This window comes from Collinsella aerofaciens (assembly GCF_028209395.1).
Classification (GTDB): domain Bacteria; phylum Actinomycetota; class Coriobacteriia; order Coriobacteriales; family Coriobacteriaceae; genus Collinsella; species Collinsella aerofaciens_AZ.
The window spans coordinates 38,578-64,364 of sequence record NZ_JAQLDQ010000004.1; the positions used below are offsets into that span (position 1 = coordinate 38,578).

Sequence of the window (25,787 nt, forward strand, 5' to 3'; positions counted from 1 at the left end):
CCAACAAGTTGCGGTGAATTAGGGACTAAATATGCTATCTAGCAGCAAAACAGACACTATTTCACCGCAACTAATTGAAGGGCTGCTTGCGCCAGTTCCGCGCGTCGTCCTCGAGCTTTTGGCGGATGACGGGCTTGTACGGGTCGAGCTTGCTCGGGGCGCTCCTCCTCGCGGGCGGGAGGGCGCGCAGGCGCGGCGAGCGCCTAGCGCGCGAACTCCCGTAAGAGTGCGTCTTCCACTTCCCGAAGCGAAAGGGCCCCGCCTCCCTCGGCGGGACGGGCGACCACGATACAGCGCACTCCCACGTCGCGCGCGGAGGCGATCTTCTCGGCCGTGCCGCCTACGGTTCCCGAGTCCTTGGTCACAAGCCACTGGGCGCCCACCTGCCGAAGCATCGCCTCGTTGAGCTCGCGGGTGAAGGGCCCCTGCATGCCGATGACGTGCGACGGCGAAAACCCCGCGTCGATGCACTTCGTTATAGCACCGGGCAGCGGGAGCACACGCACGAAGAAGCGCTCCGCGAAATCGGCGACGCGCGTGTAGGGAGCAAGCTCCTTGCTCCCCGTCGTGAGAAGCGCGCGACCCGGGTTCTCGGAGAGAAAGCGCGCCGCGCAGGCGATCGACGCGACCGACACGACGCCTTTGGGCAGCGACTCGGCCGGGCGCGCAAGGCGCAGGCATCGTGCACCCACGGCGAGCGAAGCGGCCCGGATGTTGCCGCTTGCGAGCGTAGCGAAGGGGTGCGTGGCGTCGACGACGATGCGCGCGCCGGAAAGCTCGCGCTCCATGTCGGCCTCGTCGAGCCTGCCCGCATGCACCTCGATGCCCGGAAGCTCGCCCAAAAGCTCGCCTCCGTACTCGGTTGCCGCGTAGGCACGGGCGGGGATTCCCGCCCCGCTCGCCCATTCGCACAGAAGGCGGCCCTCGGTGGTGCCGGCGAAGATGCGCAGCGCCGGCGCGGATGCGGGGGCCGTCACTTCGGGCCGCCTGGGCGCGTGATCTGGTAGAGCAGCGCGTTCATAATGGCGGCCGCCACGGTCGAGCCGCCCTTGCGACCCCTCGCGACGATGGCCGGCACGCGTCGCGCGAGTAGCTCCTCTTTCGCCTCGACCACGTTCACAAACCCAACCGGCACCCCAACGACGAGCGCGGGCGCGATCTTCCCCACGTCCATGAGCTCGGCGAGGCGCAGAAGTGCTGTGGGAGCGTTGCCGACGGCCACGATGAGCGGACCCTCGATGCCGCAAGCTTTGTCCATGCTCGCAACGGCGCGAGTCGTGCCCGCGGCGCGCGCCGTTGCGGCGACATCAGGGTCGGCCATATAGCACACGGCCTGGCAGCCGAGCTTCGCGAGCGCGGGCTTGCTTATGCCTGCGAGCGCCATGTTCGTGTCGGTGAGCACCGTGGCCCCTGCGCGCAGTGCGTCGAGCGCACAGTGCGCGGCGTCATGGGTGAACACGAGGGAATCGGCGTACGAGAAGTCGGCAGTGGTGTGGATGACGCGCTTCACGACGGGCTCTTCGAGCGGCGGGAACGTGCGGCCGCCGAGCTCTTCGGTGATGATCTCAAAGCTGCGCCGCTCGATGTCGCCGGGCGCCATCTCCTTGGAATCCATCTAGTACTCCACTCCTTCCCTTGCACATATCCCCTGCTCGTAGGGGTGTTTCTCGCACCGCATCTCGGTTATGTAGTCGGCCTTCTCCACGATCTTGCGGGAAGGCGCGCGCCCGGTGAGCGCTACTTCGACGCCGCGCGCGGACATATCGAGCGCGCGGTCCACGAGCGCCTCGTCGACAAGCCCCTTCGAAAGCGCGTCGAGCGCCTCGTCGAGCACGACCAGCCCCTCCTGCGCGCCCTCGAGCTCGGCGAGCGCGGAAGCGAGGTTCCCATCGTGCAACTCGCGCGTCGCGGCAAGTTCTTCCGACGTCATGGACCAGGTAAACTTGTCCGACGCCTTCCCCGCGAACACGGGCACGCCGAAATGCTCGGCGAGCAGGCGCACCTCCCCGCTTTCGCCGTCTTTCAGGAACTGCACGACGACGACGCGGCGGCCTGCGGCGAGCATGCGAAGGGCGAGGCCCATCGCCGCCGTGGTCTTGCCTTTGCCGTCGCCATGATACACGTGGATCATACGCCCTCCTCGATAATGCGGTAGACATACTCCATGTCGAGCGCCCCGCGCACGGAGTCGGCCAGGCGGTCGAACTCGCGCGCACGGTGATCGGCCGCGGACACCGCGCCCTCAGCACCCACGACGCTCTCGGGGAGGCCGCGCATGCGCGCGAGCGAGCGCGCGAGGGCGAGTGCCACCCCCGGTTCGTCGAACAGGCCGTGGAGATAGGTTCCGAACACGTTTCCGCAGGCCGCGCCTTCTGGTTTGCCGCCAATCGTGCCCGCAGGGGCGCAGGAGACGGTCGTTTCGCCGTCGTGAATCTCGTACCCACGCGCCGTCATGCCGTTCCACACCGAGAACGCGCCTTGAGCGCCCGTGATGCGCAGCTCCGACTGGGCGAGGCGCTTTTCCTCCTTGAACACCGTACTTGCAGGGATGAGCCCGAGCCCGCGCGCGGTGCCAGCGCCTTCCCTGCCGTGCGGATCGGAAAGCTCGTCTCCCAAAAGCTGGTAGCCTCCGCATATGCCGAGCACCGGCGTGCCCGCGCCCGAAAGCGCGCGTACACAGGCTCCGATGCCGCTAGCCGCAAGCCAGCGCGCGTCGTCGAGCGTGGTCTTCGAGCCGGGGAGCACCACGAGGTCGGGCCGGCCCAGATCGGTCGTCGAGGAAACGTAGCGCACGCCCACGCCGGGCACGCGCGAAAGCGGGTCGAAGTCGGTGAAGTTCGACAGGTGCGGAAGGCGCACGACGGCGACGTCGATGACGCCGCGCGCCTCGCGGGCAGATAGGCGCGGCGCGAGCGAGTCCTCGTCGTCCAGGTCGAGCGTAAGATACGGCACGACCCCAACCACGGGAACCCCGCACATCTTCTCGAGCGGGGCCAAACCCGGGCGCAGGATTTCCACATCGCCGCGGAACTTGTTCACCACAAGCCCCCGCAATAGAGCGCGATCCTCGGGCGCAAAGAGCGCGACCGTGCCGTAGAGCTGGGCAAACACCCCGCCTGGGTCGATGTCGCCCGCGAGCAGCACGGGGGAGGACACGGCGCGCGCGAGCCCCATGTTGACGATGTCGTTTTCGGCAAGGTTGATTTCGACGGGGCTGCCGGCGCCCTCGATGACGATGACGTCGTTTTCCTCCGCGAGCGAATCGAACGCCTCCAAAATCTGCGGCATGAGCGCCTTCTTTCGCGCGAAGTAGTCCCTCGCAGCGAAGGCTCCCTGCGCCTTGCCGGCCACGATGAGCTGGCTTCGGTGGTCGCTTTCGGGCTTGAGCAGGATGGGGTTCATGCGCACGTCGGGCGCGATGCCGCACGCCTCGGCCTGCATGATCTGGGCGCGCCCCATCTCGAGCCCATCGGCCGTGACACCGCTGTTGAGCGCCATGTTCTGGCTCTTGAAGGGAGCCACGCGCAGGCCGTCCTGCGAAAGCACACGGCACAGCCCCGCCGCAAGCAGGCTCTTCCCCGCGTTCGACATGGTGCCCTGGATCATGATGGGCTTCGCCCTACCCACGGGTATCGACCTCCTTCGCCGAGCCTCGGCCATCCGCGCCCGCCATAGCGCCGCTGCAAGAAGCGCCGCCCCGTTCGTCGGGTTCGCCTTCGTCCGATGCGCCTTCCGCCCGAAGCGCGCGGCTGAACGCCATCGCAAGCCGGGCGTTCTCCTTGCGCGTGCGCACCGCGACGCGGCACCAGAAACGGGACAGTACCGAAAACGAGTCGCACGTGCGGACCAAAACCCCCTGTTTATACAGGCGCTCGGGGATGTCTTTCGCCGGTGTGCGGACTAAAAGGAAGTTCGCATCCGACGGCACGACGGAAAGCCCGAGCGAGGAGAGCTCGTGGGAAAGCCACGCTCGCTCGCCCGCCAATACATCGCGCGTGCGCGAGACGTATTCGACGTCTTCCAGGGCGGCGATGCCCGCGGCCTCGGCGACCGAGGAGACGGGCCACGCCTGCCCCGCCCGGCGAATCCCCTCGAGGAGTTGGGCGTTTCCGCTGATCAGATATCCTAACCGCAACCCCGCCATTCCGTAGAGCTTGGTGAACGCGGAGAGCACGGCCACATGGCGCGAACACGCGGCGCGTGCGGCCACGCTCCTTTCGCGGGCGTCGGGCGCAAATCCGAGGAAGCACTCGTCCACGACGAGCAGCGCGCCCACCTGCTCGCAGCGGCAAGCCGCGGCATCGATCACGCGGGGGTCGACGAGGCGCCCCGTCGGGTTGTTCGGATTGCAGAGGTACGCCACGTCTCCCGGCCCCTCGATCGCGCGGGCGAAGGAGGCAGGCACGTCGAAGTCGTCCGCTTCGGAGAGCGGGAACTCCTGCACGCATGCGCCGTAGTACGATGCCGCCTCCGCATATTCAGAGAACGTCGGCGCGCACACGACGATGCGTTTCGGGCGCACCGCCGCAGCGAGCCGCCAGATGATGTCGGACGCGCCCGCGCCGCAGACGATAGTATCTTCGGGAATGCCCTGGGCGCGCGCTAGGGCGCGAACGAGGGCGAGGCTTTCCCTATCGGGGTAGGCGTCGATTCGAGAAAGCGACTTGCAAGCTGCGGCGACGGCGCGCGGCGAGGGGCCTGCCGGATTCACGTTCACCGAGAAGTCGATGAGATCGGAGGCGCCCCCTTCGCAACCGATGCCGAGCGATTGCGCGCTGCCCCCATGCGTACGGGCGCGCAGGATTCCCCCGGTAGCCCGGAGCGCGGCGTGGTCTTCCCTCATGCCATCGCCCCCACGGCGAGCACGACCGCCGCGCGCGCGGCGCCGAAGACGACGAGCGCGCATACGGACGCGGCGAGCATGAGCCTTGTCGCCCGGGCGATGTCGCCCCACTCGATTTCACGGGACGCGTCGCCTATCGTCGGTTTCTCAACGAGCTTGCCGAAATACACCGCGGGTCCTGCCAGGCGCAGCCCGAGCGCGCCCGCACACGCTGACTCGGTCTGCGCCGAGTTGGGGCTCGCATGGCGACGCCTGTCGCGGCGCCAGATGCGCGCCGCCCCGCGCGCGTCGAGCCCAACGATCGGGCACACGGCGATCATGAACAGGGCCGATAAGCGCGAGGGAATCCAGTTCACCGCATCGTCGAGGCGCGCCGAGGCGCGACCGAAGTCGATGTAGCGCTCGTTTTTGTAGCCCACCATGCTGTCGAGCGTGTTCACCGCCTTGTACGCCATGCCCAAGGGCGCACCCCCGATTATAAGGTAGAAAAGTGGCGCGATGACGCCGTCGCTCGCGTTCTCCGCCACCGTTTCCACGGCGGCGCGCGCGACGCCCTGCTCGTCGAGAACAGACGTGTCGCGTCCCACGATGAGCCCGACGGCTTCACGCGCCGCGACAAGGCCGCCCTTCGAGAACGCGCGGGCCACGGCCAGGCTCTGGCGGCGCAGCTCGCATGTCGCGAGAATCTGATAGCTCGCCCATGCCTCGGCCACAAAGCGCAAGCCAGGGTGAACCATGCCGCAAAGATGCAGGATTCCCCAGGTCAAAAGCCAACACGCAAGCGGAAGCGCCACCGCGAGCACAAGCCCTGCGGCGCGCGTGCCCGCGGACGTTTGCGGGAATGCGCCCCGCAGGCGGCCTTCGGCCCACGTGATCGCGCGCCCCATGGCGACGACGGGATGGGGAAGCCAACGCGGGTCGCCGAAGGCAAGGTCGGCCGCGAACCCGGCGGCGACGGCAAGAATCGTCATCACCGGGCATCGCCCCCCGAAGCGGGGCGAACGTCGCGAAGGCAGCGCCCATCCCAGGTGGCGGCCCATGCGCCGCCCGGCTCGGTATGCACGTCGAAGTATCCCATTTTCGGGACAGCTAGCTCGGAGAGCAGCGCTTTCACGGTACCCGCGTGAACGACGAAGACGGCGCGCCCACTCCCCTGGGCGCGCTCCGATTCGCACGCCCCCCGAAACGCCGCGACGACGCGGCGGGTGAAATCGCTCTTGCCCTCGCCATGCGGGCAGCGCGTCTCGCACCAAGAGTCTACCCAGGCGCGGTAGCGCACATCCTCTTTAAGCTCGGCGGCACTTCGCCCCTCGAAGTCGCCGAAATCCATCTCGCGCAGACCGGGGCACGCCATAAGCCCCGCGTTCGGGAAGAGGATGCGCGCCGTCTGGTCGGTGCGGGCCATGCCGCTCGTGATAACACGGAACACGTCACGATCGCACGCGAGGTCGCGCAAAGCGCGCTCGCCCGCGCTCGACAGGGGCTCGTCGGTACCCGCCCCGCTGTAGCGATGGTCTTCCGTGCCCGCCGTGGCACCATGGCGCACGAAGACGACTTCCAAAGGCGCGCCCGCGCCCTGCGTCCCTCGAGGCGCATCGGCAAGGTTTCCTTTGATGACCTGGGGAATCCCGCACGTCATGCGCACGACGACGTCGGCGCGCGCAGCGAGCGCGCATCCCAGGCGCCCCGCGAGCTCGCGCCATTGGGCGTCTTCCGCATGCATAGGGACAACCCCAGAGCCGACCAAGGACAGAATCACTGCGTCGAAGCCGATCAGCCGCTCGAGCGCCCGGTCAACGTCGAGCGCGCGTACGAGTTCCTCAGCACGGTACGCGACGCGGCCGGAAAAAGACGCGGGCACGCCGCCCTCCGCAAGCTGCGCTGCGTCGACGAAATCGTCCGCCGCGAACCCGAGCTTTTCGCGCACGAAGGCCCTCTTCCCCGAGTGCGAACCACCTACCACGAGCATCATAGGAGCATGCCCCCCGCCACCAGCATGGCAAGCATCGCGAGCTCGGCCCATTGCAGAAACCATCCGGCCAAATCCCCCGTCACCCCGCCGAAGCGGGACAGCGCAACATGGCGGTACCACGCGAGCGCCAAAAGCCCCGCCACCGCCATAAGGGCGCCGACGACATGAGCGCACGCGACCATCCCTGCAGCCGAAGCCGCAGCGAAAGCGCAAAGCGGCACGACGATCGCCGCGCGCTTCTTCGCAGGCGAGAGTCCCGCGGCCATGCCGTCCGCCCGCGCGGCAGGCCAGCATTCAGCGGCGAGTCCCGAAAGCGCGCGGGAGAACACGAGCGAGCACAGAAGCGCGAGGAACGCCCCCGCCGTAAGCGGCAGCGCAGTGAACAGGGAAAACTGCAAAATAAGGTACACAACAACACCGATGACCCCGAAGGCGCCCGCCCGCGGGTCGTGCATGATCTCGAGCTTTCGCTCGCGCGGAGCCCAACTTGCAAGCGCATCGGAGGTGTCGCAGAGCCCGTCTAGGTGGATGCCTCCCGTCACCGCCACAGGCAGCGCCGCGAGCACGGCCGCGACGATGGTCGCGGGCACGCCGAGCAGGTTCGCCATGTACCCCCACGCCGTCATGAGGAAGCCTTCCGCAATGCCCACCAGGGGAAACGCGGCAAGCGCATGGGTTGACCCGAAATCGGTCCAGGCCGATTTCGGGACGGGGATGCGCGAGAACGTTCCGAACGCCGCGCCGATTGCCTCTGCTATCTTCACCTTGTAGGTCCTTCGCCTTTCATCCACACGGGAATCCCGCATACCACTTCGACTGCGCGGTCGGCCAGCGCCGCCACGCCCGCGTTCACGCGCGCGAGCGCGCGCCTCCATGCCTCGGTCCCCTCATCGTAGCGCATCCCATCGGCGAACACGTCGACGGAGACCACCACCGTATACGCAGCGGCCTGAGCGAGCCGTTCGATGTCTCCGAGCACCTCGCGCGCCGCAGCGTCGGGGTCACGTGGGGACAAGCCGCCTTCCGCGAAGAGCTCATTCGCAACCAGGTTGCCCACGTCCTCCAAAAGAAGCGTGCAGCCGCGCGGAAGCCCGGGCACTGCGGCGCCCACGTCACGCGTGCGCTCGAGGGTGGAAAACCCCTTGCCCTCGCGCAGCGCCCGATGGCGCGCGATGCGGCGGGCGCCCTCTTCCCCGAAGGGCTCCATCGTTGCCAGGTACACGCGGGGGCCGTCGCGCCCGAGGCACAGGGACTCGGCGTAGGCGCTCTTGCCGCTCGCGGCGGCGCCGTTGACGAGCGTCACCGTCATTTCCCGGCCTCGAAATGCTCGTAAGCAGCCATGCCAGTCGCCGTGAACGTCTTCCCATCCCGGTACACGCGCAGCGCCGAATCCAGAAGGGGCAGATACGCCATGGCGCCCGCGCCCTCGCCCAAGTGCATGCCTGCGTCGAGGGGTGCCTTTATGCCGAGCTCGCGAAGGAGCTCCTGGCTTGCGGGCTCGCTTGATGCGTGGGTGCCCACGAGGTAGCCCAAGGCGTTGGGGCACAGGCGCGCCGCGCACAGGGCCGCCGTGCAGGATATGACCCCGTCGAGGAGCGCCGGCGCCTTCGAGGCCGCGGCTCCCAGGTAGAAGCCGCACATCGCCGCGATGTCGAATCCGCCCACCTTCGAGAGCACGTCGATCGGGTCGGCGGGATCGGGCGAGTTCGCGTCGATAGCGCGCTCGACCACGTCGCGCTTGCGCGCGAGCGAGGCGTCCGAGAGCCCCGCGCCGCGGCCGACGAGGCTCCGCGCGTCCGCCCGGATGAGCACTGCGGCCACCGCCGCCGAGGTGGTCGTGTTGCCGATGCCCATCTCGCCCGCGGCGAGAAGGCGCACGCCGGCGCGAGCAAGCCCGCACGCAACGGCGATTCCGACCTCGATCGCGCGCACGGCCCCATCGCGAGACATAGCGGAGCCGTGCGCGATGTTGCCGCTCCCCCGCCGCACATTCGCGCGTACCATGCGCGCGTCTTCTATGCCCCGGGCCATACCCACGTCGACGGGCACGACCTCGGCACCCGCGAACGCCGCCATGCGGCAGGCACTCGTGGCCCCCTCGCACATGTTGCGCGCGACGGCTCGCGTCACGTCTTGCCCGCTTTGCGACACGCCTTCGGCAACAACCCCGTTGTCGGAGAAGAATACCGCGAGCGCACGGGGAAACTCGGCCACCTCGGCGCTCCCCTGAGCTGCGGCGATACGCGCGACGGCGTCTTCAAAGTCGCCCAATCCCCCCAAGGGGTGCGCGATGGAGTCCCACGCGGCGTACGCGGCGGCGCGGGCGCACTCGTCTGCGGGCGCGATCCGGGAGAGCGCGGCTTCGAGCACGGCGCCCGGCGCCGACGAGAACGCGCGCTCGACTTCCTCGTGGATGCAGGCAAGCGCGGTTTCAGTTGCTTCAGCCATGCCGTCTCCTCTCTGCGAACGACGCTGCGGCAGACGCGAACGCGCGCGCAACGTCGGGGTTCGCAGGATAGTACACATGCGGGAAGCCCGCAACCAGGGACGGGGTGGTCGTCATGCACGGCCAGCCCTTGTCGCGCCGGGGCTTCTGCGCCCAGAAGTCGCCGCCCGGGCAGGTGGACTGCCAGTAGTGGAACTCGTGCGCACGGATGCGTGTGCCGCGCGGCCCGTAGAGCCCGTCGCGTTGGGAAGTGAGCTCCACGTACCCGAAATGGGACAGCCTTCCCCCGTTCTCGCTTGCGCCCTCAAGGGCGCCCGCAACAGGCCAGCGCCGCCCCTCGCTATCGGCGATTTCGCGCTGCAGGTACAGAAACCCACCGCATTCGGCGACCGTCGGCATGCCGGATTCCACCGCATGCCGCACCGCCTCGCGCATCGGCGCGTTCTCGGAGAGCTGCTGCGCATGGAGCTCCGGGTAGCCGCCTCCTAGATAGAGGGCGCTTGTCCCCCGGGGCAGCTCACGATCACACAGGGGGCTGAAAAAGGCCAGCTCACAACCCAGGTCCTCGAGCGCGCGCAGGTTCTCCTCGTAGTAGAACGAGAACGCCTCGTCACGCGCGACGGCGACGATGGGCCGCGCTCCCGCGATCGGCTCCAACCGGTAAGGTTCCTCGCGGATATCGGGTGCCGTCGCCGCTATTTCGAGCAAGCGGTCGACGTCGACGCTCTTTTCCACCAGCTCGGCCATTTTGTCGATGCGCGCGGAGAGCTGCTCGACCTCGTCGGCGGTCACAAGCCCCAGATGCCGGCTTTCGAGCGAGAACGCCTCGTCGGCGGGGATATTCCCCAAAACCGCGACGCCCGTGTGCTTCTCGATCGCAGGCGCCGCGTAGGCGCAGGCAGCGGCGCTCGTCTTGTTCAGCACGACGCCGCGCACGTTCGCACAAGGCAGGAACTCGGCGATGCCGCGGATTACGGCGGCGAGCGATAAAGACGCCCCGCGCCCGTTCACCACTAAAACGACCGGCGTTTCCGTGTCGCGCGCAACCTGGTAGCTGCTCGCATCGGCCACGCCGGGCGCCATGCCGTCATAGAAGCCCATGACCCCCTCGAGCACCGCGACATCCGCGCCCGCAGCGCCGCGTGCGAGCAGGGCGCGCAGCGTCGGGGCATCGGTGAAGAAGCCGTCTAAGTTGCCCGAGCGCGCACCCACGACGCGGCGATGAAAGAGCGGGTCAATGTAGTCGGGGCCGCATTTGAAGGCCGCGCATGCAAGGCCGCGACGCGCGAGCGTGCGCAGAAGCGCGCACGTTACGACCGTCTTGCCGCTCCCGCTCGAGGGCGCAGCGACCATGAAGCGCGGGATGGACGTGCTCACCGGGCACCGCCTTCCCCACCTGCACCACGCGCGCTGACGAGGAACACGGGGTTTTGCGCCTTCATAAGATGGTGCGAGCCTACAGCCTCGGCGCGGGCGGCCGACACCTGGCACGCCTCGAACCCCTTAAAGCGCGAACCCGAAAGGAGCGCGCACGCCTCGGTGAGCGTCTCAACGGTGACGCATGGCACGCACAGGCGAACCTGCGAGTTCTTCTCGAGCGCCGCCTCCACGATGGAGGGAAGCTTACCCGCGCTCCCGCCGACGAACACGGCGTCGGGGATGGGCAGTTTCGCGAGCGCTTCGGGGGCGACACCGGGGACCGCATGCACGTTGCCGCACCCAAATGCATCCGCGTTCTCTCGGATGAGCCGCACGCCGGTCGCGTTGCGCTCGACCGCCCATACCGACCCCGCTCGCGTGACGAGCGCCGCCTCGATCGACACGCTCCCCGTGCCGGCGCCGACGTCCCACACGGTGTCGGTCGCGGCAAGGCGCAGCTTCGCGAGCGCGACGGCGCGTACCTCCTGCTTGGTCATGGGAACGTCACCGCGGATGAAGAGCTCGTCGGGAATGCCCGAGGAAGCGTACGGCCAACGGGAGCTCGCGGCGCGGGATGCACCCGCAGGCGACCCGGCGCCGACTGCGAACTCGATAAGCATCACGTTCAAGTCGTCGAACGTCTGACCTGCGATTTCACTTGCGGTCGCACAGGTGATGCGCTCGTCGGGGTACGACAGGCGCTCGGCCACCGTCACGCGCGCGTCCCCGAAGCCCGCCTGCACAAGCTCGCCCGAAAGCCGCGAGGGGTCTTCCCCGCCCGACGTGGCGAGGAAGAGCTCACCTGCGCGCTCGGCCTCGGCCACGATGTCGCACGCCACGCCGTGAGCGCTCGCAAAGCGCCAATCCTGCCATGGACGCGCGAGGCGCGCGGCGAGATACGACGCTGAGCTTATGCCGGGAACAACGCGCACGTCCACCTGCGCGTTGCCGGAGAGCGCCTCCACCAGGCGGCGCGCGCCGCTGAACAGCCCCACATCGCCCGTCATCACGACCACGACGCGCTGCCACGAAGCCACATCGGTGAGCGCGGCGACGATGTCCGCCGTCTTCACGAGCTCGCATCTCACCACGTCGGGCGGCACGTCGATGCCGGCAAGCGCGCGATGAGCGCCGATGACCACGTCGGCGATGTCGATCGCGTCGAGCGCCGCGCGCGAGAGCAAGTCGGGGTTTCCGGGCCCCGCCCCGATAATCGTTACCTTTCGCATGGAATCTCCCGATACCCGCGCGGCGTGACCATACGGCCGCCTACGAGCTTCGTGTCCGCGTTGCCGACGAACACGGTGGTGAACATGTCGGCGTCGATCTCCCCCAGCTCGGAGAGCCTGCACATGCCCGACTGCTGCCCCTCGCGCCCGATGTTGCGTACCCAGCCGCAGAGCGTGTCGGGGGCCTTCCATTCGAGCATAATCTTCGCCGCGCGTGAGAGCCTGTCGGCGCGCTTTCTGCTGCGCGGGTTGTACAAACAGATGCAAAAGTCGGCGCTCGCCACGGCGGCGAGCCTGCGCTCGATGACCTCCCATGGCGTGAGCAGGTCGGAGAGCGATACGACCGCGAAGTCGTGGGCAAGCGGGGCGCCGAGCACCGCCGACCCGCTCTGAGCCGCGGTGGCCCCGGCGATAACTTCCACGTCTACATCGGGGTAGTCCTCCGCAAGCTCCAGCACGGGGCTCGCCATGCCGTACACGCCCGCGTCACCGCTGCACACGAGCGCCACGGCTTCTCCGCTCTGCGCGCGCGAAAGCGCCAGGCGGCACCGTTCGACCTCGTGCATCATCGGCGTCGCGAGATGCGCCGCGTCGGGCACGGCGGCGAGCGCGAGCTCCACGTATTTTGTGTACCCCACAACGATGTCGGCCGCCTCGAGCGCGCGCCGGGCCGCAATCGTCATGCCGTCGGGGCCGCCCGGGCCGATCCCCACCACGAAGAGCTTTCCCATCACCGCTCCTTAAACGAAAGTTTAATAGTTACCTTGGAAAACGCGACGGTCACGCCGCCGTGAGCGAGCTTCGGGAAGATAAGTTTGCCCCCGTCCGCGAGCGCCGCGCGCTCGCACACGTTGTCGACCCCCACCGTCGCGCGCACGAAATCAGATGGCGAAACGCTGCCTTCGACCTGCGACAACTCATCTGCGGAATACGTCGCAAGCGGAATATTGCGCGCGCGGCAGAAGGCGAGCAGACCCTCCTCGTGCGCCTTCACGTCGATCGTCGCCGCCTTGCGCACGGCCGAAGGCGAGATACCCGCCTGCCCGCACGCGAGAAGAAACGCCTCCCCGATCGCTTCGGCGCACGCACCGCGACGGCATCCTATGCCCGCAACGATGCAGGGCACGACAAGGCGAAGCGGCTCGGGCGCAGGCGCCTGCGCCCTCACGCCCGCCGGCTTCCCCGTCTCACCGGCGGGCAAGACCCCGCCCGTTGTCTCCGCCGCGCGAAAGGACGCACCTGCATTCGCGCCAGCAAACGGCGACACGACGATATCGGCCCGCGCGCGGTCGGAAGCAATGTCAACCCCCTCAGGCGGCTGTCCCGAAATCGGCATGTCGGAATAGAGCGCCACGCGCCCGCCCGAAAGCAGCCGCGCCGACACTCGCTTGATGGCCTCGGGATTCGAAACGGCGAGCCCCGCACGGCGCGCCCACGTATCCACCGCCCACACGCCGCGGACGTCAGTCGCCGTGGTGATGACGGGGATGGCCCCTGCCGCGCGTGCCACAGTTTGCGCAAGCTCGTTCGCACCGCCCAAATGCCCCGACAAAAGCGGGACGGCAAAGCGCCCCGCCTCGTCGATCGCCACAACCGCGGGATCGTTTGCCTTCGAGGCGACATGCGGCGCGATCGCCCGCACGGCGATGCCCGCCGCACCCACGAACAGAAGCGCGTCCGACGCTTCCCACGCGAGCGCCGTCCATGCGCGCAGGTCGGCCTTCCCCTCGCCGAACCCGCGCGAAACGGAAACGTCCCAGCCAGGGTCATCTTCACCTGTCTGTGCGCAATCGGAAAGCGCGCGTGCGGTGCGCTCCGCCAACGCATACCCCCTCTCAGTGAACGCTATGCAGGAAACCCTCATCTAGCGCACCACCATCGTCGAGAAGTAGCTGCCCCGATCGGGCACATCGTCGAGCGAACGGTACACGCGCTCGCCCGGAAGCCCACAGTCCTCTACGAGCTCGGCACCGTCGAAGGCGCCCTCCTCGCGAAGGATGCGCTTCGTGTCCGCAAGCGAGCGGCGCGCCTTCATGACCACCTTCGTCCCTGGCCAGCCGATTGCGCGGCCCACCCCATACAGCACGCCTTTACTCATACGTCGCCCCCAATTCCCCGATAACTGCTTCGGCGCCCGACGTGCGGAAAAGCTCGCGGCGCTCGGCGTCGAACACGACCGCGGCGATGTCGCATGCGCCCGCCGCGCGGCGGCGCAACCTGTCCTCGATTGCCGCAGCGAGCGAGGCGCGCGCAGCGTCCCCCACGCCGGCGGCCTCGATTACCTCGAGCGCCGCCGTGGTCGTGACCGACGACATGATCTCGCGCACGGTCTTCGCGCCCGCGCCGGCCAAGGCCGCGTGGGCGGCCAGAATCTCCGCGCGGCAGTCGGCGGTACGCGAATGGGTGTCCATGATGCCGCCAGCGACCTTCACCAGCTTGCCGATGTGTCCCACAAGAAGGACATTGGTGAATCCCTCGCGAACGCAGCAATCAATCGCATCGCCCACAAAGTTGGAGATGAAGACCACCGGCGCACCGTTTAGGTGAAAATGCCCCGAGATGAACTGCCCGCCGTAGTTGCCAGGCGTGAGCACGACTCCGCGCCGCCCCATAGCCGCATGCTGCCGGATCTCGAGCTCGATGCTGTCGCGCAAGGCAGCGAGACTGCGCGGCTCGACGATGCCCGTCGTACCCAGGATGGAGATGCCGTCCTCTATCCCCAGGTGCGGGTTAAAGGTCTTTTCGGCAAGGGCAACACCCTCGGGTACCGAAATCGTCACAGCAATATTTCCAGAAAAGCCGTGCGCGGCACACACCTCGCGCACCGCCGAAGTGATCATCGCGCGCGGCGTCGCGTTGATGGCGGCCGCCCCCACCGGCTGCTCGAGCCCGGGCAACGTCACGCGCCCCACGCCCACGCCGCCATCGACGGAAACTTCCGATTCGTGCGCGGGCACGTCCTTGCTGCCCGCAGCACCCGTGCCCGACCCCGCATGTTCCACGCGCGCGTACACGAGCACGCCGTCGGTCACATCGGCATCGTCGCCTGCGTCCTTTCGCACGGCGCACTGGGCACACCCCTCGCCGATGCATGCGTCGACCACGTTCGCCTCGACGGGCAGCCCGCCGGGGGTGACGATCGACACGAGGCCGACGGGCTTTCGTGACAAGAGCATCTCGCAGGCGGCCTTCGCCGCGAGCGCGGCGCAGCTCCCCGTGGTGTAGCCGCAGCGCAGGCGGGTCGTCCCGGTATATATGTAATGCTCGAAGGCCACGCTAGCTGCTCGCCTTCCGATACCCCGTGGCAAACGAAGGGTCGTAAAGCTTGCTGCGCTCGTACGACTCCGCTTGCGCGCCGTTGTGCGCAAGCCCGCCGCGAGCTCCGAGCACGCGGCCCACCACCACGAGCGCCGTGCGGTCGATGCCCTCTCGCGCGCCCGCATCGGCGAGCGTGCCCACTGTGCATCGCACCACGCGCTCCTCAGGCCAGGTCGCCTTGTACACGAGCGCCGCCGGCTCGTCGGAGCTGCGGCCCGCGGCCAAAAGCTCGGCGGAAAGCTCGGCGAGCATACCCGAGCTCAGGAAGATGACCATAGTCGAGCCGCTTTCCGCCATGGTGCGCATGCCCTCGCCCGCGGGCATGGGGGTGCGCCCGGAAAGCCGCGTGATCACGACCGACTGGCTGATTCCCGGCAGCGTGTATTCCTGGCGAAGCGCCGCCGCGGCACCGCAAAAGCTCGACACGCCGGGCACCACCTCGTAGTCCACGCCGCGCGCGTCGAGTGCGTCCATCTGCTCCTGGATGGCGCCGTACAGGGACGGGTCGCCTGTGTGCAGGCGCACCACTTCCTCGCCCCGCGCATCCGCCGCGCACATCACGTCGAGCACTTCCTCCAAGGTCATGTGCGCGCTGTCGTAGACGACACAGGATTCCTTGCACTCAGCGAGCAGCTCGGGGTTCACAAGGCTTCCCGCCCAAACGACCACGTCGGCCGCGCGCAGAAGGCGCGCCCCGCGCAGCGTGATAAGGTCGGCGGCGCCCGAGCCTGCGCCAACGATATGAATCATCCGAGCCTTCCCTTCCCGTTTCTCATCGCAACCGTTTACGCCGCCATTCGCGCAGCGGGCAAAACACGGCGCATGCGGCGCAATCGGCGCAAATACGCAGGCAGGAGGCGCAATGCCGCCCGCCCTGGCTTTGACACGTTCACAAGTGCCCACTATCATAGTAAAAGATTCGGCAACGAGCATATGACAATCGGATAAAAGGAAATGACCGGCGCGGCGCCGCACAGCCCGCGCTGGCTTGCGGAGGGAACCAGGTGGGAATCCTGGGCAAGGGACATTACTGTATAGGACGCGCGGGCGAACCGCCTCGCGCCCCAAGCCAGACTGCTTCGCCTTTTCCTCACGGCATCGCCGTGGCGTTAGCTCCTTGTGAACCCCGAGGGGTGCGCTTTTCTTTCGCTTGTGCCGACAAGCAACTGTCGCCGGGGGACCGGCAAACCGAGGAAAGGAAAAACCATGTCCGACCAGATGTCACGCCGCGGCTTCATGGGCGCCGCAGCAACCGGAGCCGTCGCGCTCGCCGGAGTCGCGCTCGCGGGCTGCTCCAACACCTCCGCGAGTTCCGAGAAATCGAGTGAAAAGGAGAAGGCCGTGAAGCCGGTCATCCTCGTCACGAGCTTCGGCACGAGCTACAACGACTCGCGCCACATCACCATCGGCGCCATCGAAGACGCTATCCGCGAGAAGTACTGGCAGGACTACGACATCCGCCGCGCCTTCACCGCGCAGATCATCATCGACAAGCTGAAGAAGCGCGACGGCATCACGATCGACAACATGACCGAGGCGCTCGACCGCTGCGTGAAAGACGGCGTGAAGGAAATCGTCGTGCAGCCGACGCATCTCATGGGTGGCCTGGAATACACCGACGTGAAAGACGAGCTCGACAAGTACGCCGACAAGTTCGACAAGATCTCGCTCGGCGACCCGCTGCTCACCTCCGACGACGACTACAAGAAGGTGGCCGCAGCCATTAAGGAGAACATGGCGTCCTTCGACGACGGCAAGACGGCGCTGTGCCTCATGGGTCACGGCACCGAAGCCGATTCCAACGCCGACTATGCCAAGATGCAGGAAGTGTTCAAGAACGAGGGCTTGACGCAGTTCTTCGTCGGCACCGTCGAGGCTGAACCGACCTGCGAGGATGTTATCGCCGCCGCGAGCGCCGCAGGCTACAAGAAGGCCGTGCTCGCGCCGTTCATGGTGGTCGCGGGCGACCACGCGAACAACGACATGGCAGACGAGACCGACCCCGACAGCTGGGCTGCGAAGTTCGTGGCCGCCGGCTTCGAAGTGACGTGCCTGCTCCAGGGTCTGGGACAGAACGTCGCGGTCGACGAAATCTACGTCTCGCACGTGGACGACGCCATCGCCAAGCTGTAAACTCGCCGCGCACGGGGGCGCCGGTCGCGTCCCCGTGCAACGGGCATGCGCCTTCCCCGACTGACGGCGCATGCCCGTTGCATTCGCATCCCGCCAGCCCACCGCACGGCGCGGGCGGTCGAAGCGATTGAAAGGAACCCCCTCCATGTTGAAGAAAACCCTCGCCTTCGCCCTGTCAGCGGCGCTTTTCGCGTTCTCGCTCGCCGGCTGCGGCGGAAATTCAATCGACAGCGCAAAGGCAAGCGATGCCGATTCCCAGGAAAAGACCGAACAGGCGGCCGATGCGCCCGAGGGCGCAAGCGCTGCCCCCATCACCGCCGACAAGGTGGCCGACGGCACCTATCCGATCACCGTAGATTCCAGCTCGAACATGTTCAGGATTGTGGACGCCCAGCTCATCGTGGAAAACGGCTCCATGCACTGCGTGATGACGCTTTCCGGCACGGGCTACGGCAAGCTCTTCATGGGCACGGGCGACGAGGCTGCCGCCGCAAGCGAGGCCGACTTCATCCCCTATGTGGAAAACGCGGAAGGCAAGTACACCTACGACGTGCCCGTTGAAGCGCTCGACGAGGACACCGCCTGCGCCGCGTGGAGTATTAGAAAAGAGCAGTGGTACGACCGCACGCTCGTGTTCGAATCCGCCGGCGTCGATCTGCGCGCCGACGCACTGAAGTAACGCCATGCGGTCGATTCTTCCCAAGGGGGAAAGCAGGAAGCGTCGCAGCATCGCGGTGCGCGCGATCGCCTGCGTTCTCGTCGCCCTGCTCGCGCTTCCCTTCGCGGGGTGCAGTGCGAGCCCGAACGCGACCGGTGGCACGGCAGGCTCTCAGGAATACACTGTGAGCGTCTCGCTCTCCGGCGGGTCAGGGCGCGCAAGCATCGCCTCACCCACCACAATTGTGAAGGATGGCGACAACTACACCGCGACCATCACCTGGTCGAGTTCGAACTACGACAAGATGACCGTCGACGGCGTAGACTACGCGCCCGTAAACGACGGCGGCAACTCCACGTTCGAGATACCCGTCACGCTCGACGAGGACATCGCCGTGTCGGCCGAGACCGTCGCCATGTCGACGCCGCACACCATCGACTACACGATCCACTTCGACTCATCCACCATGAAGAAGAAAACGGGCGACGATGCAAGCGGCGACTCCCCTGCGGGAACGGCTTCAAGCGCCGCGGCCGACTTCCACAACGCCGATTTGGGCTGCGGCTGGGAGCCGACGGGGACGCTTCAGCTAGAATACGCCAAGCACTTCACTGTCGACGAGTTCGAAGGCGGCTTGCGGCTTATCTGCGTTTCGAACGGGGAGCGCTTCCTCGTGGTGCCGCAGGATGCGAAGGTACCTGATGGGTTGAGCTCCGACATCGCGGTCATAAGGCGCCCCGCCGACAAGGTGTACCTCGTGTCGTCGGCGACGATGTGCCTGGTCGACGCGCTCGATGCGAACGACAATATCCTCATGTCGGGCACGAAGGCCGACGATTGCTCGGTCGGGGGCTTCAAAAGCGCGCTCGAAAGTGGGGCGATCGCCTACGGCGGCAAGTACAGCGCGCCCGACTACGAGCGAATATCGGCCTCGGGCTGCACGCTCGCCATCGAGAACACCATGATCAACCACACGCCCGATGTGAAGGAAAAGCTGCAGAAGCTCGGGCTCGTCGTGCTCACCGAACAGTCGTCGAGCGAGCCCGAAGCACTCGGGCGCGTCGAGTGGATTAAGCTTTTCGGCGTCCTGTTCGACAAGGAAGACGAGGCCGCGCACCTGTTCAACGAGCAGAAGGCCCGCGTCGAGCAAACGTCGAGGCTCGCGTCGTCAGGTAAAACCGTGGCGTATTTCTACATTAACTCGAACGGGGCCGCCGTCACGCGGCGGGCGGGCGACTACGTGGCGCAGATGATCGAGCTTGCAGGCGGCAGCTACGCGCTCGATGACGCGCAGACGGCGTCGACGTCAGGTTCGTCAGTAACGCTCGAAATGGAGCGCTTCTACGCGACGGCGAAGGATGCCGACATCATCGTCTACAACGGCACCATCGACGAATCGGTTGCCACCTTGAACGACTTCGTAAGCAAAAACGCGCTATTGTCGCAGTTCAAAGCCGTGAAGAACGGCAACGTCTGGGTCACATGCGCCGACATGTACCAGCAGATGACTTCTACCGCCGACATTATCGACGAGCTGCACGGAGCGTTCACCGGCGATGACGCGAGCGACTTCCATTATCTGAGGAAGCTTGGCTAGCGTCATGAGAAGCCGGCTTTCCATGACATACGACGAATCGGGACGCGCCGCGCGGTGTCGCGTCGTGACGGCGCTGCTCGCTGTTGTCCTCATCGTGCTCGTCGGGGCCAACCTGTGCATCGGGAGCGTGCTCGTGCCCGCAGACCACATCCCCGGCATCCTTTCGGGCGGCGCGGCCAATTCCATGGAAAGCCAAGTCATCTGGGAGATTCGCCTGCCGCGCGTGCTTTCAGCCGTGCTTCTCGGCGGGGCACTTTCGCTCTCCGGGTTCCTGCTGCAGACGTTTTTCTACAACCCCATCGCCGACCCGTTCATCTTGGGCGTCTCCTCGGGCGCAAAGTTCGTCGTCGCGCTTACGATGATCGTGCTTCTGGGCGCGAACCAGGCCATGTCCTCGCCGGCCATGGTGGCCGCAGCGTTTCTGGGATCGCTTATCACCATCGGCTTCGTGCTCCTCATCGCACGGCGCATAAGTTCCATGGCCATGCTCATCGTGGCGGGCGTCATGGTGGGATACATCTGCTCGGCGGCGACGAACTTTCTCATCGCCTTCGCCGACGACCAGTCCATCGTGAACCTGCACAACTGGTCTTTGGGTAGCTTCTCGGGTTCGAACTGGGACGACATTGCGGTCATCGCGGTCGTGGTGATCACCGTGAGCGCATGCGTATTCGCGATATCGAAGCCCCTTTCCGCCTTCCAGCTGGGAGAAGCCTACGCGAAAAGCGTCGGCGTGAACGTCGCACGCTTCCGCGTGGTGCTCGTCCTTCTAGCGAGCATGCTCTCCGCCTGCGTGACCGCGTTCGCTGGTCCGGTGTCGTTCGTAGGCATCGCGGTTCCGCATCTCGTAAAGTCGGCGCTGAAGTCGTCGAAGCCCATCCGCGTGATTCCTGCGTGCTTCTTGGGAGGCGCCATCTTCTGCGCGGGTTGCGATTTGATCGCGCGCACGCTGTTCTCTCCCGTCGAGCTTTCCATCAGCGCCGTCACCGCCATCTTCGGCGCGCCGGTGGTTATCGCACTCATGTTGAAGAAGCGGGTGAGGTAGATGGGGGAATTCGTGCCGCGGCCCAAAACGCTCGGAGGGGAGTCGAACCTCGAAACCCCGGTCGAAACGCAGGCTGACGGAGCGCCGTTTTTCCGCATAAGCGACCTGTCGGCGGGCTACGACAAGAAGGTCGTAGTCGAAGGCGTCGATCTGGAGGTTCGCGCGGGCGACGTCGTGGCGCTCATCGGGCCGAACGGCTCGGGCAAGTCGACCATCTTGAAAACCATCACGCGCCATCTGGCACCGCTTGCCGGCGCGGTCGAGCTCGACGGGCGGGAGATTTCCCGATGGAAGACGGCGGAATTCGCAAGGAACCTTGCCGTTATGCTGACAGATCGACCCCGGACCGAGCTCCTCACCTGCCGCGATATCGTAGAGGCGGGAAGGCATCCCTACACCGGGCGAATGGGAACACTTTCGCCTGACGACCATAGTCGGGTCGACGAGGCCATGAAAACCGCACATGTGGAAGAGCTCGCCGAGCGCGACTTCATGCAGATAAGCGACGGGCAACGCCAGCGCGTCATGCTCGCACGCGCCATCGCGCAGGATCCGCGTGTGCTCGTGCTCGACGAGCCCACATCGTATCTCGATATCCGCTACCAGATCGACCTGCTGCGAATACTTCGCCACCTTGCGAAATCGCGGAATGTGGCTGTCATCATGTCCATCCACGAACTCGAGCTCGCGCAGAAAAGCGCCGACAAGGTGATTTGCGTGAAGGACGGTCGGGTCTTCCGCGCCGGCGCACCCGAGGACATATTCACGCGCGAGACGATTGGCGAGCTCTACGGCCTTCAACATGGCACCTTCAACGAGCACTTCGGCAGCGTGGAAATTGGGCGCCCACACGGCGATGCGCACACGTTCGTCATCGCCGGCGCAGGTACGGGGTCAGCTGTGTTTCGCCAGCTCATCCGGCAGGGCAAGGCGTTCTACGCGGGCATTCTGCACGAAGGGGACATCGACTGCGAGCTCGCGCGCGACCTGGCGACGGAATGCGTGGCCGAGCGCGCCTTCGAGCCGATCGGGGATAAAACCATAGCCCGCGCCAAAGAGCTCCTCGTCCACTGCGCGCGCCTTATCGTGTGCCCCGCTGACTTCGGCACCATAAACGCCCGCAACGCAGAGCTCGTCGAATTCGCACGCTCGCATGGTATCGAGGTCATGCGAGCGTGCGAAGGTGCATCGGAGGATTCCCAATTGGAGTGGGAAGGATAAACTGGACTTTCATTTAAGGATCCTCAGGCTACAGCTCCTACGCCGGCGAGGTCTCCAAGGCGCCGGAGAACCTCGTGAACAGGAATTTCCACGCCGACGAGCTCAACTAGGCCTAATCCAAACGAGATTCCAGACTCGACAGACCGTTGAGAGTCAGATCGTTGGCGACCTCAGAGACGCGCTCGATAGGAACCGAGCCGTCAGACAGTGCCCACGTGCGATAGATACCGATAATACCCGACAGCAAAAACGCCAGATAGTAGTCGAACATCTCGTCCTTGAGACCTTGGGGCAGCAGATCACGCTCGGCAATCTCGTGTTCGAGCGGCGCACGAAGACGAGCCATGAAATCATCGAGCGGAATATTCTCGATCAGCTGACGATTGAGCACTAAGTTGTTGCACAGTGCCTCGTTAACGGTTTTAAAGAAGGTCGCCGCCGCGCCAAGAGCGCGCTCGTTGGTGTCGCCGTCCATAGAAGCAAGCGTTTTCTCGACCGAGTCGACAATCATCTCCACCACATCGACGGCAATGGCATCGAGCAGGCCGTCAACCGTACCAAAGTGAACGTAAAAGGTCTTGCGGTCGACATTGGCCTCGCGCGCGATGGCACTCACCGTAATGTCTGCCAGCGGCTTTTCCATGAGCAGGCGCTCGAAAGCCGAAAGGATGGCATTACGGCTGCGAACGATGCGGCGGTCAAGACGCGGTTTGCTGGTTGCCATGGAAGTGTCCCTTCGATATGCGAGCATTCATCAACAGATGAGAGATAATCTACGTAAGAGGATTATCCCCCATACAGCACAAATATGCCCCGCATCATGAAGAACGCACGACTGCCCTACTGCGACTTAGGGTGCTTCTTCTTATTGAGTGCCGACGGAGATACGCGAATACCGTCGCCTGTCTGGCGCACATAGGCTTTATGAGCCGGCTTAGCGGTCCCAGAAGCCTTCTGAGCGCGCTTCTTGGGATCACCGGTAACAGCATTCGTGGGGTGCGGCATAGTGGGCGCAGAGGGCGTCTGAGGCGTGCGGCCGAGCTTGCGCATCACGCGATCCCAGCGCGCATGGATACTCTCGTTGTGGGCGCTCTTAAGGCCCAGCAGGGGCGCAGCCAAAATGGTCGGCGCGATAAACGTAATGAGACGCCACAGCAGATAGCCGGCGGTCGAAGCCGACCCAAAGAAATGACCCAAGAACAAAGCAAAGCCGCCCTCGGCGCCACCAGTTCCACCGGGCAAGGGAACCGCAGAGCTCAGCAGCTGGACAAAGGCGCTCGCGGCCATGACCGAGAAAAAGTCGACTTCGTGGTGACCAAAGGCAAGCATCAGGAAATACGGCACGAGGTAGAAAAACGCGAGCTGCAGCATGGTGATAAACACGGTGAGCAGCATGGAAGAAAAATGTCCGGCCGAAAGCTTGAACTTCTCGGAGAAGGAGTAGATCTCGCCATCGACAAACGAGCGCCATCCATCGATCTTAGTGGCCGAGACACCTATGCGCTCGAGCCAATTGATGATGCAATGGGCGACGCGCGTGACGGTCTTAGGCATGAGCGCGACGGCGAAGATGCCGAGCAGGATGCAGCAGTGACCGCCAAAACTAAAGACGCACAGCAGCGTCATGTCGCCATAGCGCTCGGCAAAAAACGGCATGCGAGCAAGCAATAGGATAGCGCCCCAGGCAACGAGGCCAAACTGATAAACAATAAATCGGGTGAACTGCGTGGCACCCGCTTCGCCCACGTTTTGGCCCGCTTTGGTCAGGCGGTAGATCTGGGCAGGCGTAGAGCCCATCATCATGGGCGTCAGGTTGCCAAAGAAGATGCCACTCGCCTCGACCGAGATCAGGTCGCGAATGCCGACGGGTGAATTGGGGTCGAGCCAGACGGCGATCGCATAGGCCACAATGCCAAAGAACAGATACATAAACATGCAAAGACACGCGACAACGAGCCAGGGCGCCTGGACGCTCGACATAGCAGCCCAGAACTGCCCCATCTGCCCGGTTACCACCAGATAGACGATATAACCCACCAGCACAACGCCGATAAAGATTGCGCCGCGGCGTGCGCTCTTATTGTCATCGCCGCCCGAGGCCTCAACCTCGACCTGGGGCTTGGACGTATGCTGAGAGGACTCCGTCATGAGACTCCTTCTAACAGTCAAAATATCTTGGATATTGTACCCGTAAGGGCCATAGGCAGAACGCAAAGCTCTGGTTCAAACGGGAATTGCAGACGGTTGTTTGAAAATAAAAACCCGGGCTTCCATAGGAAGTCCGGGTATCAGATGCGTGGTAGCCCGTACCAGATTCGAACTGGTGATCTCCGCCTTGAGAGGGCGGCGTCCTAAACCGCTAGACGAACGGGCCACATGACATCTGCACTGCCGTGCTGCGAGGAAATATATTACGGGACAAAAAACATCAGCGCAAGAAGAAATTCCAAATTGCCGAAAAAATTGTCGGCAGGTTATGGAACGCGCAGGTCAACTGGTTAGCTAGTTCAAGTTGAGATGAGCCAGGAGGGCTTCGCGGTTGTTGGGGATGTTGTCCTCGATCACGGCGTCGAGGGCGGCGTTGAGAAGCTGTCCCAGCTCCGGCCCCGGCTTGACGCCGGCGCGGATCAGGTCGCCACCATTGATGGCAAGCATCTTGCGTGTATAGGGCTCCCCCGCCTGCAGCAGATCGTGGGCGAGCGTACGCATCTCCTCGATCGTCTCGACGTAATAGAAGCACGAGGGCGCCTTGCCGAGCGTGTCGCCACGCTTAAGGTCCATGAGCTCGTCCATCAGACGCGGCGTATCGACACCCTCGCCCGAAAGCGCGCGCATCATATTGAGCAGGCAGGAGCGCTCGGGGCGCAGCGGCTTGTCATGGTATTTGATCAGCAGGCACACATCGCGCACCAAATCGTGCGAGAGCGCCAGGCGATCCATGATGACACGCGCCTTCTTGGCGCCGAGCTCGGGATGACCGTAGAAGTGGCCGCTGCCGTCGTGATCGACCGTAAAGCACTCGGGTTTGGAAACGTCGTGCAAAAACGCCGCCCACATAAGGCTCGACGAGGGCGCGACGCCGTCGCACAGCGCCAGCTCCCCTGCCACCGTCAGCACGCGGGCGATATGCTCGTAGACGTTAAACGCATGATAGACGCTGCGTTGATCAAACCCGCGAGCGGACGCGAGCTCGGGCACGGCGGCGCAAACAAGCTCGGGGTAGCGCAGCATCGCGTCTCCCCCATGGCCGGTCGAAAGGATACCCTCGAGCTCAATGCCCACGCGCTCGCGCGCCACAGCATCGAGCAGCGGCGCGCACTCGGCAAGCGCCTGTTTAGTCTTAGGCTCGATCATAAAATCCAGACGGCAGGCAAAACGCACCGCGCGCAGCATGCGAAGCGCGTCCTCGTTAAAACGACGCTTGGGATCTCCAACGGCGCGGATGAGCTTGCGGTCTAGGTCGCCCTGACCATCGTAGCGGTCGACAAGACCACGCTCGGGATGCCAGGCCATAGCGTTAACGGTAAAGTCACGACGCGCCAGATCGTCCTCAAGCGACGCCGCACGCTCCACACTCTGGGGATGGCGGCCGTCGGTGTAAAAGCCGTCTAGGCGGTAGGTGGTGACCTCAATGCGCTCATCATCGCAAATAGCCGTGATGCCGCCAAATTTTATGCCCGACTCAACCACGGCAATATCAGCCGCTTCGAGCGCCTCTTTGGACTCCTGCCACAGGCCGCTGCAGCACATGTCAACATCGTGGCTGGGGCGTCCCATCAGGGCATCACGTACCCAACCGCCCACGTACCAAGCCTCAAGACCTGCTGCCTCAAGCGCACGCAGGACACGGATAGAGGCATCGGTCGGCTGCGTACCGTTGAGCGAAACATTGCACATGCCTATGGC

The 25,787-nt window shown here is 65.3% G+C and carries 25 protein-coding genes and 1 tRNA gene; 5 read left to right on the forward strand and 21 right to left on the reverse strand.

What is annotated here, in order from left to right; all coding sequences use genetic code 11:
• Positions 1 to 203: 203 nt before the first annotated feature.
• Genes cobK through cobM form a run of 17 tightly spaced genes read right to left on the reverse strand, consistent with a single transcriptional unit; the run spans position 204 to position 15,977 of the window.
• Positions 204 to 977: a precorrin-6A reductase gene (gene cobK / locus PMW67_RS02995; RefSeq protein ID WP_271738713.1), complete on the reverse strand. Its 774-nt coding sequence runs from the start codon at positions 975 to 977 to the stop codon at positions 204 to 206.
• Positions 974 to 1,615, reverse strand: coding sequence for a precorrin-8X methylmutase (locus tag PMW67_RS03000; RefSeq protein WP_271738714.1), 642 nt, complete (start codon positions 1,613 to 1,615; stop codon positions 974 to 976). Before PMW67_RS03000 ends, cobK begins: the two co-directional genes overlap by 4 nt.
• Positions 1,616 to 2,131, reverse strand: coding sequence for a cob(I)yrinic acid a,c-diamide adenosyltransferase (locus PMW67_RS03005; protein WP_271738715.1), 516 nt, complete (start codon positions 2,129 to 2,131; stop codon positions 1,616 to 1,618).
• Complete coding sequence (locus PMW67_RS03010) at positions 2,128 to 3,627, reverse strand: cobyric acid synthase (protein WP_271738716.1); 1,500 nt, start codon at positions 3,625 to 3,627, stop codon at positions 2,128 to 2,130. The genes PMW67_RS03005 and PMW67_RS03010 overlap by 4 nt, the downstream gene beginning before the upstream one ends.
• On the reverse strand, positions 3,620 to 4,843 hold the full coding sequence (locus PMW67_RS03015) for a pyridoxal phosphate-dependent aminotransferase (protein ID WP_271738717.1): 1,224 nt from the start codon (positions 4,841 to 4,843) through the stop codon (positions 3,620 to 3,622). The genes PMW67_RS03010 and PMW67_RS03015 overlap by 8 nt, the downstream gene beginning before the upstream one ends.
• Complete coding sequence (gene cbiB, locus PMW67_RS03020; RefSeq protein WP_271738718.1) at positions 4,840 to 5,814, reverse strand: adenosylcobinamide-phosphate synthase CbiB; 975 nt, start codon at positions 5,812 to 5,814, stop codon at positions 4,840 to 4,842. The genes PMW67_RS03015 and cbiB overlap by 4 nt, the downstream gene beginning before the upstream one ends.
• Positions 5,814 to 6,770 (reverse strand): histidine phosphatase family protein, encoded by a 957-nt coding sequence (locus PMW67_RS03025; protein ID WP_271738719.1) that lies wholly within the window; start codon positions 6,768 to 6,770, stop codon positions 5,814 to 5,816. The genes cbiB and PMW67_RS03025 overlap by 1 nt, the downstream gene beginning before the upstream one ends.
• Before the next feature lie 41 nt (positions 6,771 to 6,811).
• Entirely contained in the window at positions 6,812 to 7,579 is a 768-nt protein-coding gene (locus tag PMW67_RS03030; protein ID WP_271738720.1) for an adenosylcobinamide-GDP ribazoletransferase, read from the reverse strand.
• A complete protein-coding gene (locus tag PMW67_RS03035; protein WP_271738721.1) occupies positions 7,576 to 8,124 on the reverse strand; it encodes a bifunctional adenosylcobinamide kinase/adenosylcobinamide-phosphate guanylyltransferase in 549 nt (182 codons plus the stop codon). Before PMW67_RS03035 ends, PMW67_RS03030 begins: the two co-directional genes overlap by 4 nt.
• Complete coding sequence (gene cobT, locus PMW67_RS03040; protein ID WP_271738722.1) at positions 8,121 to 9,263, reverse strand: nicotinate-nucleotide--dimethylbenzimidazole phosphoribosyltransferase; 1,143 nt, start codon at positions 9,261 to 9,263, stop codon at positions 8,121 to 8,123. The genes PMW67_RS03035 and cobT overlap by 4 nt, the downstream gene beginning before the upstream one ends.
• Positions 9,256 to 10,638 carry a cobyrinate a,c-diamide synthase gene (locus PMW67_RS03045; protein WP_271738723.1) on the reverse strand — a complete coding sequence of 461 codons (1,383 nt, stop codon included), beginning with the start codon at positions 10,636 to 10,638 and terminating at the stop codon, positions 9,256 to 9,258. The genes cobT and PMW67_RS03045 overlap by 8 nt, the downstream gene beginning before the upstream one ends.
• The gene (cbiE, locus tag PMW67_RS03050; RefSeq protein ID WP_271738724.1) at positions 10,635 to 11,909 is read right to left on the reverse strand and encodes a precorrin-6y C5,15-methyltransferase (decarboxylating) subunit CbiE; all 1,275 of its coding nucleotides are present in this window, start codon (positions 11,907 to 11,909) and stop codon (positions 10,635 to 10,637) included. Before cbiE ends, PMW67_RS03045 begins: the two co-directional genes overlap by 4 nt.
• The gene (gene cobJ / locus PMW67_RS03055; protein WP_117769633.1) at positions 11,897 to 12,640 is read right to left on the reverse strand and encodes a precorrin-3B C(17)-methyltransferase; all 744 of its coding nucleotides are present in this window, start codon (positions 12,638 to 12,640) and stop codon (positions 11,897 to 11,899) included. The genes cbiE and cobJ overlap by 13 nt, the downstream gene beginning before the upstream one ends.
• Positions 12,640 to 13,731: a cobalt-precorrin 5A hydrolase gene (locus PMW67_RS03060; protein ID WP_271738725.1), complete on the reverse strand. Its 1,092-nt coding sequence runs from the start codon at positions 13,729 to 13,731 to the stop codon at positions 12,640 to 12,642. Before PMW67_RS03060 ends, cobJ begins: the two co-directional genes overlap by 1 nt.
• Before the next feature lie 42 nt (positions 13,732 to 13,773).
• The gene (locus tag PMW67_RS03065; RefSeq protein ID WP_195503385.1) at positions 13,774 to 14,007 is read right to left on the reverse strand and encodes an SAM-dependent methyltransferase; all 234 of its coding nucleotides are present in this window, start codon (positions 14,005 to 14,007) and stop codon (positions 13,774 to 13,776) included.
• Positions 14,000 to 15,184, reverse strand: a complete 1,185-nt coding sequence (gene cbiD, locus PMW67_RS03070) for a cobalt-precorrin-5B (C(1))-methyltransferase CbiD (RefSeq protein WP_271738064.1) — start codon at positions 15,182 to 15,184, stop codon at positions 14,000 to 14,002. The genes PMW67_RS03065 and cbiD overlap by 8 nt, the downstream gene beginning before the upstream one ends.
• A 1-nt stretch (position 15,185) precedes the next feature.
• Positions 15,186 to 15,977 carry a precorrin-4 C(11)-methyltransferase gene (cobM, locus tag PMW67_RS03075; RefSeq protein ID WP_271738726.1) on the reverse strand — a complete coding sequence of 264 codons (792 nt, stop codon included), beginning with the start codon at positions 15,975 to 15,977 and terminating at the stop codon, positions 15,186 to 15,188.
• A 456-nt stretch (positions 15,978 to 16,433) separates the two neighbouring features.
• On the opposite strand from cobM, the gene PMW67_RS03080 reads away from it, so the two are divergent.
• The 5 genes from PMW67_RS03080 (at position 16,434) to PMW67_RS03100 (ending at position 21,881) form a co-directional block, all read left to right on the forward strand.
• A complete protein-coding gene (locus PMW67_RS03080; protein ID WP_271738062.1) occupies positions 16,434 to 17,360 on the forward strand; it encodes a sirohydrochlorin cobaltochelatase in 927 nt (308 codons plus the stop codon).
• 145 nt (positions 17,361 to 17,505) lie between these two features.
• Positions 17,506 to 18,039, forward strand: coding sequence for a hypothetical protein (locus PMW67_RS03085; RefSeq protein ID WP_035138217.1), 534 nt, complete (start codon positions 17,506 to 17,508; stop codon positions 18,037 to 18,039).
• Positions 18,040 to 18,043: 4 nt separating this feature from the next.
• Positions 18,044 to 19,615, forward strand: a complete 1,572-nt coding sequence (locus PMW67_RS03090; protein ID WP_271738727.1) for an ABC transporter substrate-binding protein — start codon at positions 18,044 to 18,046, stop codon at positions 19,613 to 19,615.
• Positions 19,616 to 19,637: 22 nt separating this feature from the next.
• On the forward strand, positions 19,638 to 20,660 hold the full coding sequence (locus tag PMW67_RS03095; protein WP_271738728.1) for a FecCD family ABC transporter permease: 1,023 nt from the start codon (positions 19,638 to 19,640) through the stop codon (positions 20,658 to 20,660).
• The gene (locus tag PMW67_RS03100; RefSeq protein WP_271738729.1) at positions 20,661 to 21,881 is read left to right on the forward strand and encodes an ABC transporter ATP-binding protein; all 1,221 of its coding nucleotides are present in this window, start codon (positions 20,661 to 20,663) and stop codon (positions 21,879 to 21,881) included.
• A 112-nt stretch (positions 21,882 to 21,993) separates the two neighbouring features.
• Here PMW67_RS03100 and PMW67_RS03105 read toward each other — a convergent pair whose 3' ends face one another.
• From PMW67_RS03105 to PMW67_RS03120, 4 genes are all read right to left on the reverse strand, one after another.
• Positions 21,994 to 22,605 (reverse strand): TetR/AcrR family transcriptional regulator, encoded by a 612-nt coding sequence (locus PMW67_RS03105; RefSeq protein WP_157757975.1) that lies wholly within the window; start codon positions 22,603 to 22,605, stop codon positions 21,994 to 21,996.
• A 116-nt stretch (positions 22,606 to 22,721) separates the two neighbouring features.
• Positions 22,722 to 24,029: a lysylphosphatidylglycerol synthase transmembrane domain-containing protein gene (locus PMW67_RS03110; protein WP_271738730.1), complete on the reverse strand. Its 1,308-nt coding sequence runs from the start codon at positions 24,027 to 24,029 to the stop codon at positions 22,722 to 22,724.
• Between the two features lie 149 nt (positions 24,030 to 24,178).
• Positions 24,179 to 24,255: transfer RNA gene (locus PMW67_RS03115), tRNA-Glu, on the reverse strand.
• A 128-nt stretch (positions 24,256 to 24,383) separates the two neighbouring features.
• Entirely contained in the window at positions 24,384 to 25,778 is a 1,395-nt protein-coding gene (locus PMW67_RS03120; RefSeq protein WP_271738731.1) for a CCA tRNA nucleotidyltransferase, read from the reverse strand.
• Positions 25,779 to 25,787: the final 9 nt, after the last annotated feature.

What these genes read in the sequence shown, in the direction of transcription:
- PMW67_RS03110 (WP_271738730.1), bottom strand. Translation starts at nt 24,029, where the DNA reads ATGACGGAGTCCTCTCAGCATACGTCCAAGCCCCAGGTCGAGGTTGAG.
- PMW67_RS03090 (WP_271738727.1), top strand. Translation starts at nt 18,044, where the DNA reads ATGCGGTCGATTCTTCCCAAGGGGGAAAGCAGGAAGCGTCGCAGCATC.
- PMW67_RS03065 (WP_195503385.1), bottom strand. Translation starts at nt 14,007, where the DNA reads ATGAGTAAAGGCGTGCTGTATGGGGTGGGCCGCGCAATCGGCTGGCCA.
- PMW67_RS03005 (WP_271738715.1), bottom strand. Translation starts at nt 2,131, where the DNA reads ATGATCCACGTGTATCATGGCGACGGCAAAGGCAAGACCACGGCGGCG.
- PMW67_RS03015 (WP_271738717.1), bottom strand. Translation starts at nt 4,843, where the DNA reads ATGAGGGAAGACCACGCCGCGCTCCGGGCTACCGGGGGAATCCTGCGC.
- cobM (WP_271738726.1), bottom strand. Translation starts at nt 15,977, where the DNA reads ATGATTCATATCGTTGGCGCAGGCTCGGGCGCCGCCGACCTTATCACG.
- cbiE (WP_271738724.1), bottom strand. Translation starts at nt 11,909, where the DNA reads ATGCGAAAGGTAACGATTATCGGGGCGGGGCCCGGAAACCCCGACTTG.
- PMW67_RS03120 (WP_271738731.1), bottom strand. Translation starts at nt 25,778, where the DNA reads ATGTGCAATGTTTCGCTCAACGGTACGCAGCCGACCGATGCCTCTATC.
- PMW67_RS03105 (WP_157757975.1), bottom strand. Translation starts at nt 22,605, where the DNA reads ATGGCAACCAGCAAACCGCGTCTTGACCGCCGCATCGTTCGCAGCCGT.
- PMW67_RS03085 (WP_035138217.1), top strand. Translation starts at nt 17,506, where the DNA reads ATGTTGAAGAAAACCCTCGCCTTCGCCCTGTCAGCGGCGCTTTTCGCG.
- cobT (WP_271738722.1), bottom strand. Translation starts at nt 9,263, where the DNA reads ATGGCTGAAGCAACTGAAACCGCGCTTGCCTGCATCCACGAGGAAGTC.
- PMW67_RS03000 (WP_271738714.1), bottom strand. Translation starts at nt 1,615, where the DNA reads ATGGATTCCAAGGAGATGGCGCCCGGCGACATCGAGCGGCGCAGCTTT.
- PMW67_RS03100 (WP_271738729.1), top strand. Translation starts at nt 20,661, where the DNA reads ATGGGGGAATTCGTGCCGCGGCCCAAAACGCTCGGAGGGGAGTCGAAC.
- PMW67_RS03080 (WP_271738062.1), top strand. Translation starts at nt 16,434, where the DNA reads ATGTCCGACCAGATGTCACGCCGCGGCTTCATGGGCGCCGCAGCAACC.
- PMW67_RS03095 (WP_271738728.1), top strand. Translation starts at nt 19,638, where the DNA reads ATGACATACGACGAATCGGGACGCGCCGCGCGGTGTCGCGTCGTGACG.
- cobJ (WP_117769633.1), bottom strand. Translation starts at nt 12,640, where the DNA reads ATGGGAAAGCTCTTCGTGGTGGGGATCGGCCCGGGCGGCCCCGACGGC.
- PMW67_RS03035 (WP_271738721.1), bottom strand. Translation starts at nt 8,124, where the DNA reads ATGACGGTGACGCTCGTCAACGGCGCCGCCGCGAGCGGCAAGAGCGCC.
- cbiB (WP_271738718.1), bottom strand. Translation starts at nt 5,814, where the DNA reads ATGACGATTCTTGCCGTCGCCGCCGGGTTCGCGGCCGACCTTGCCTTC.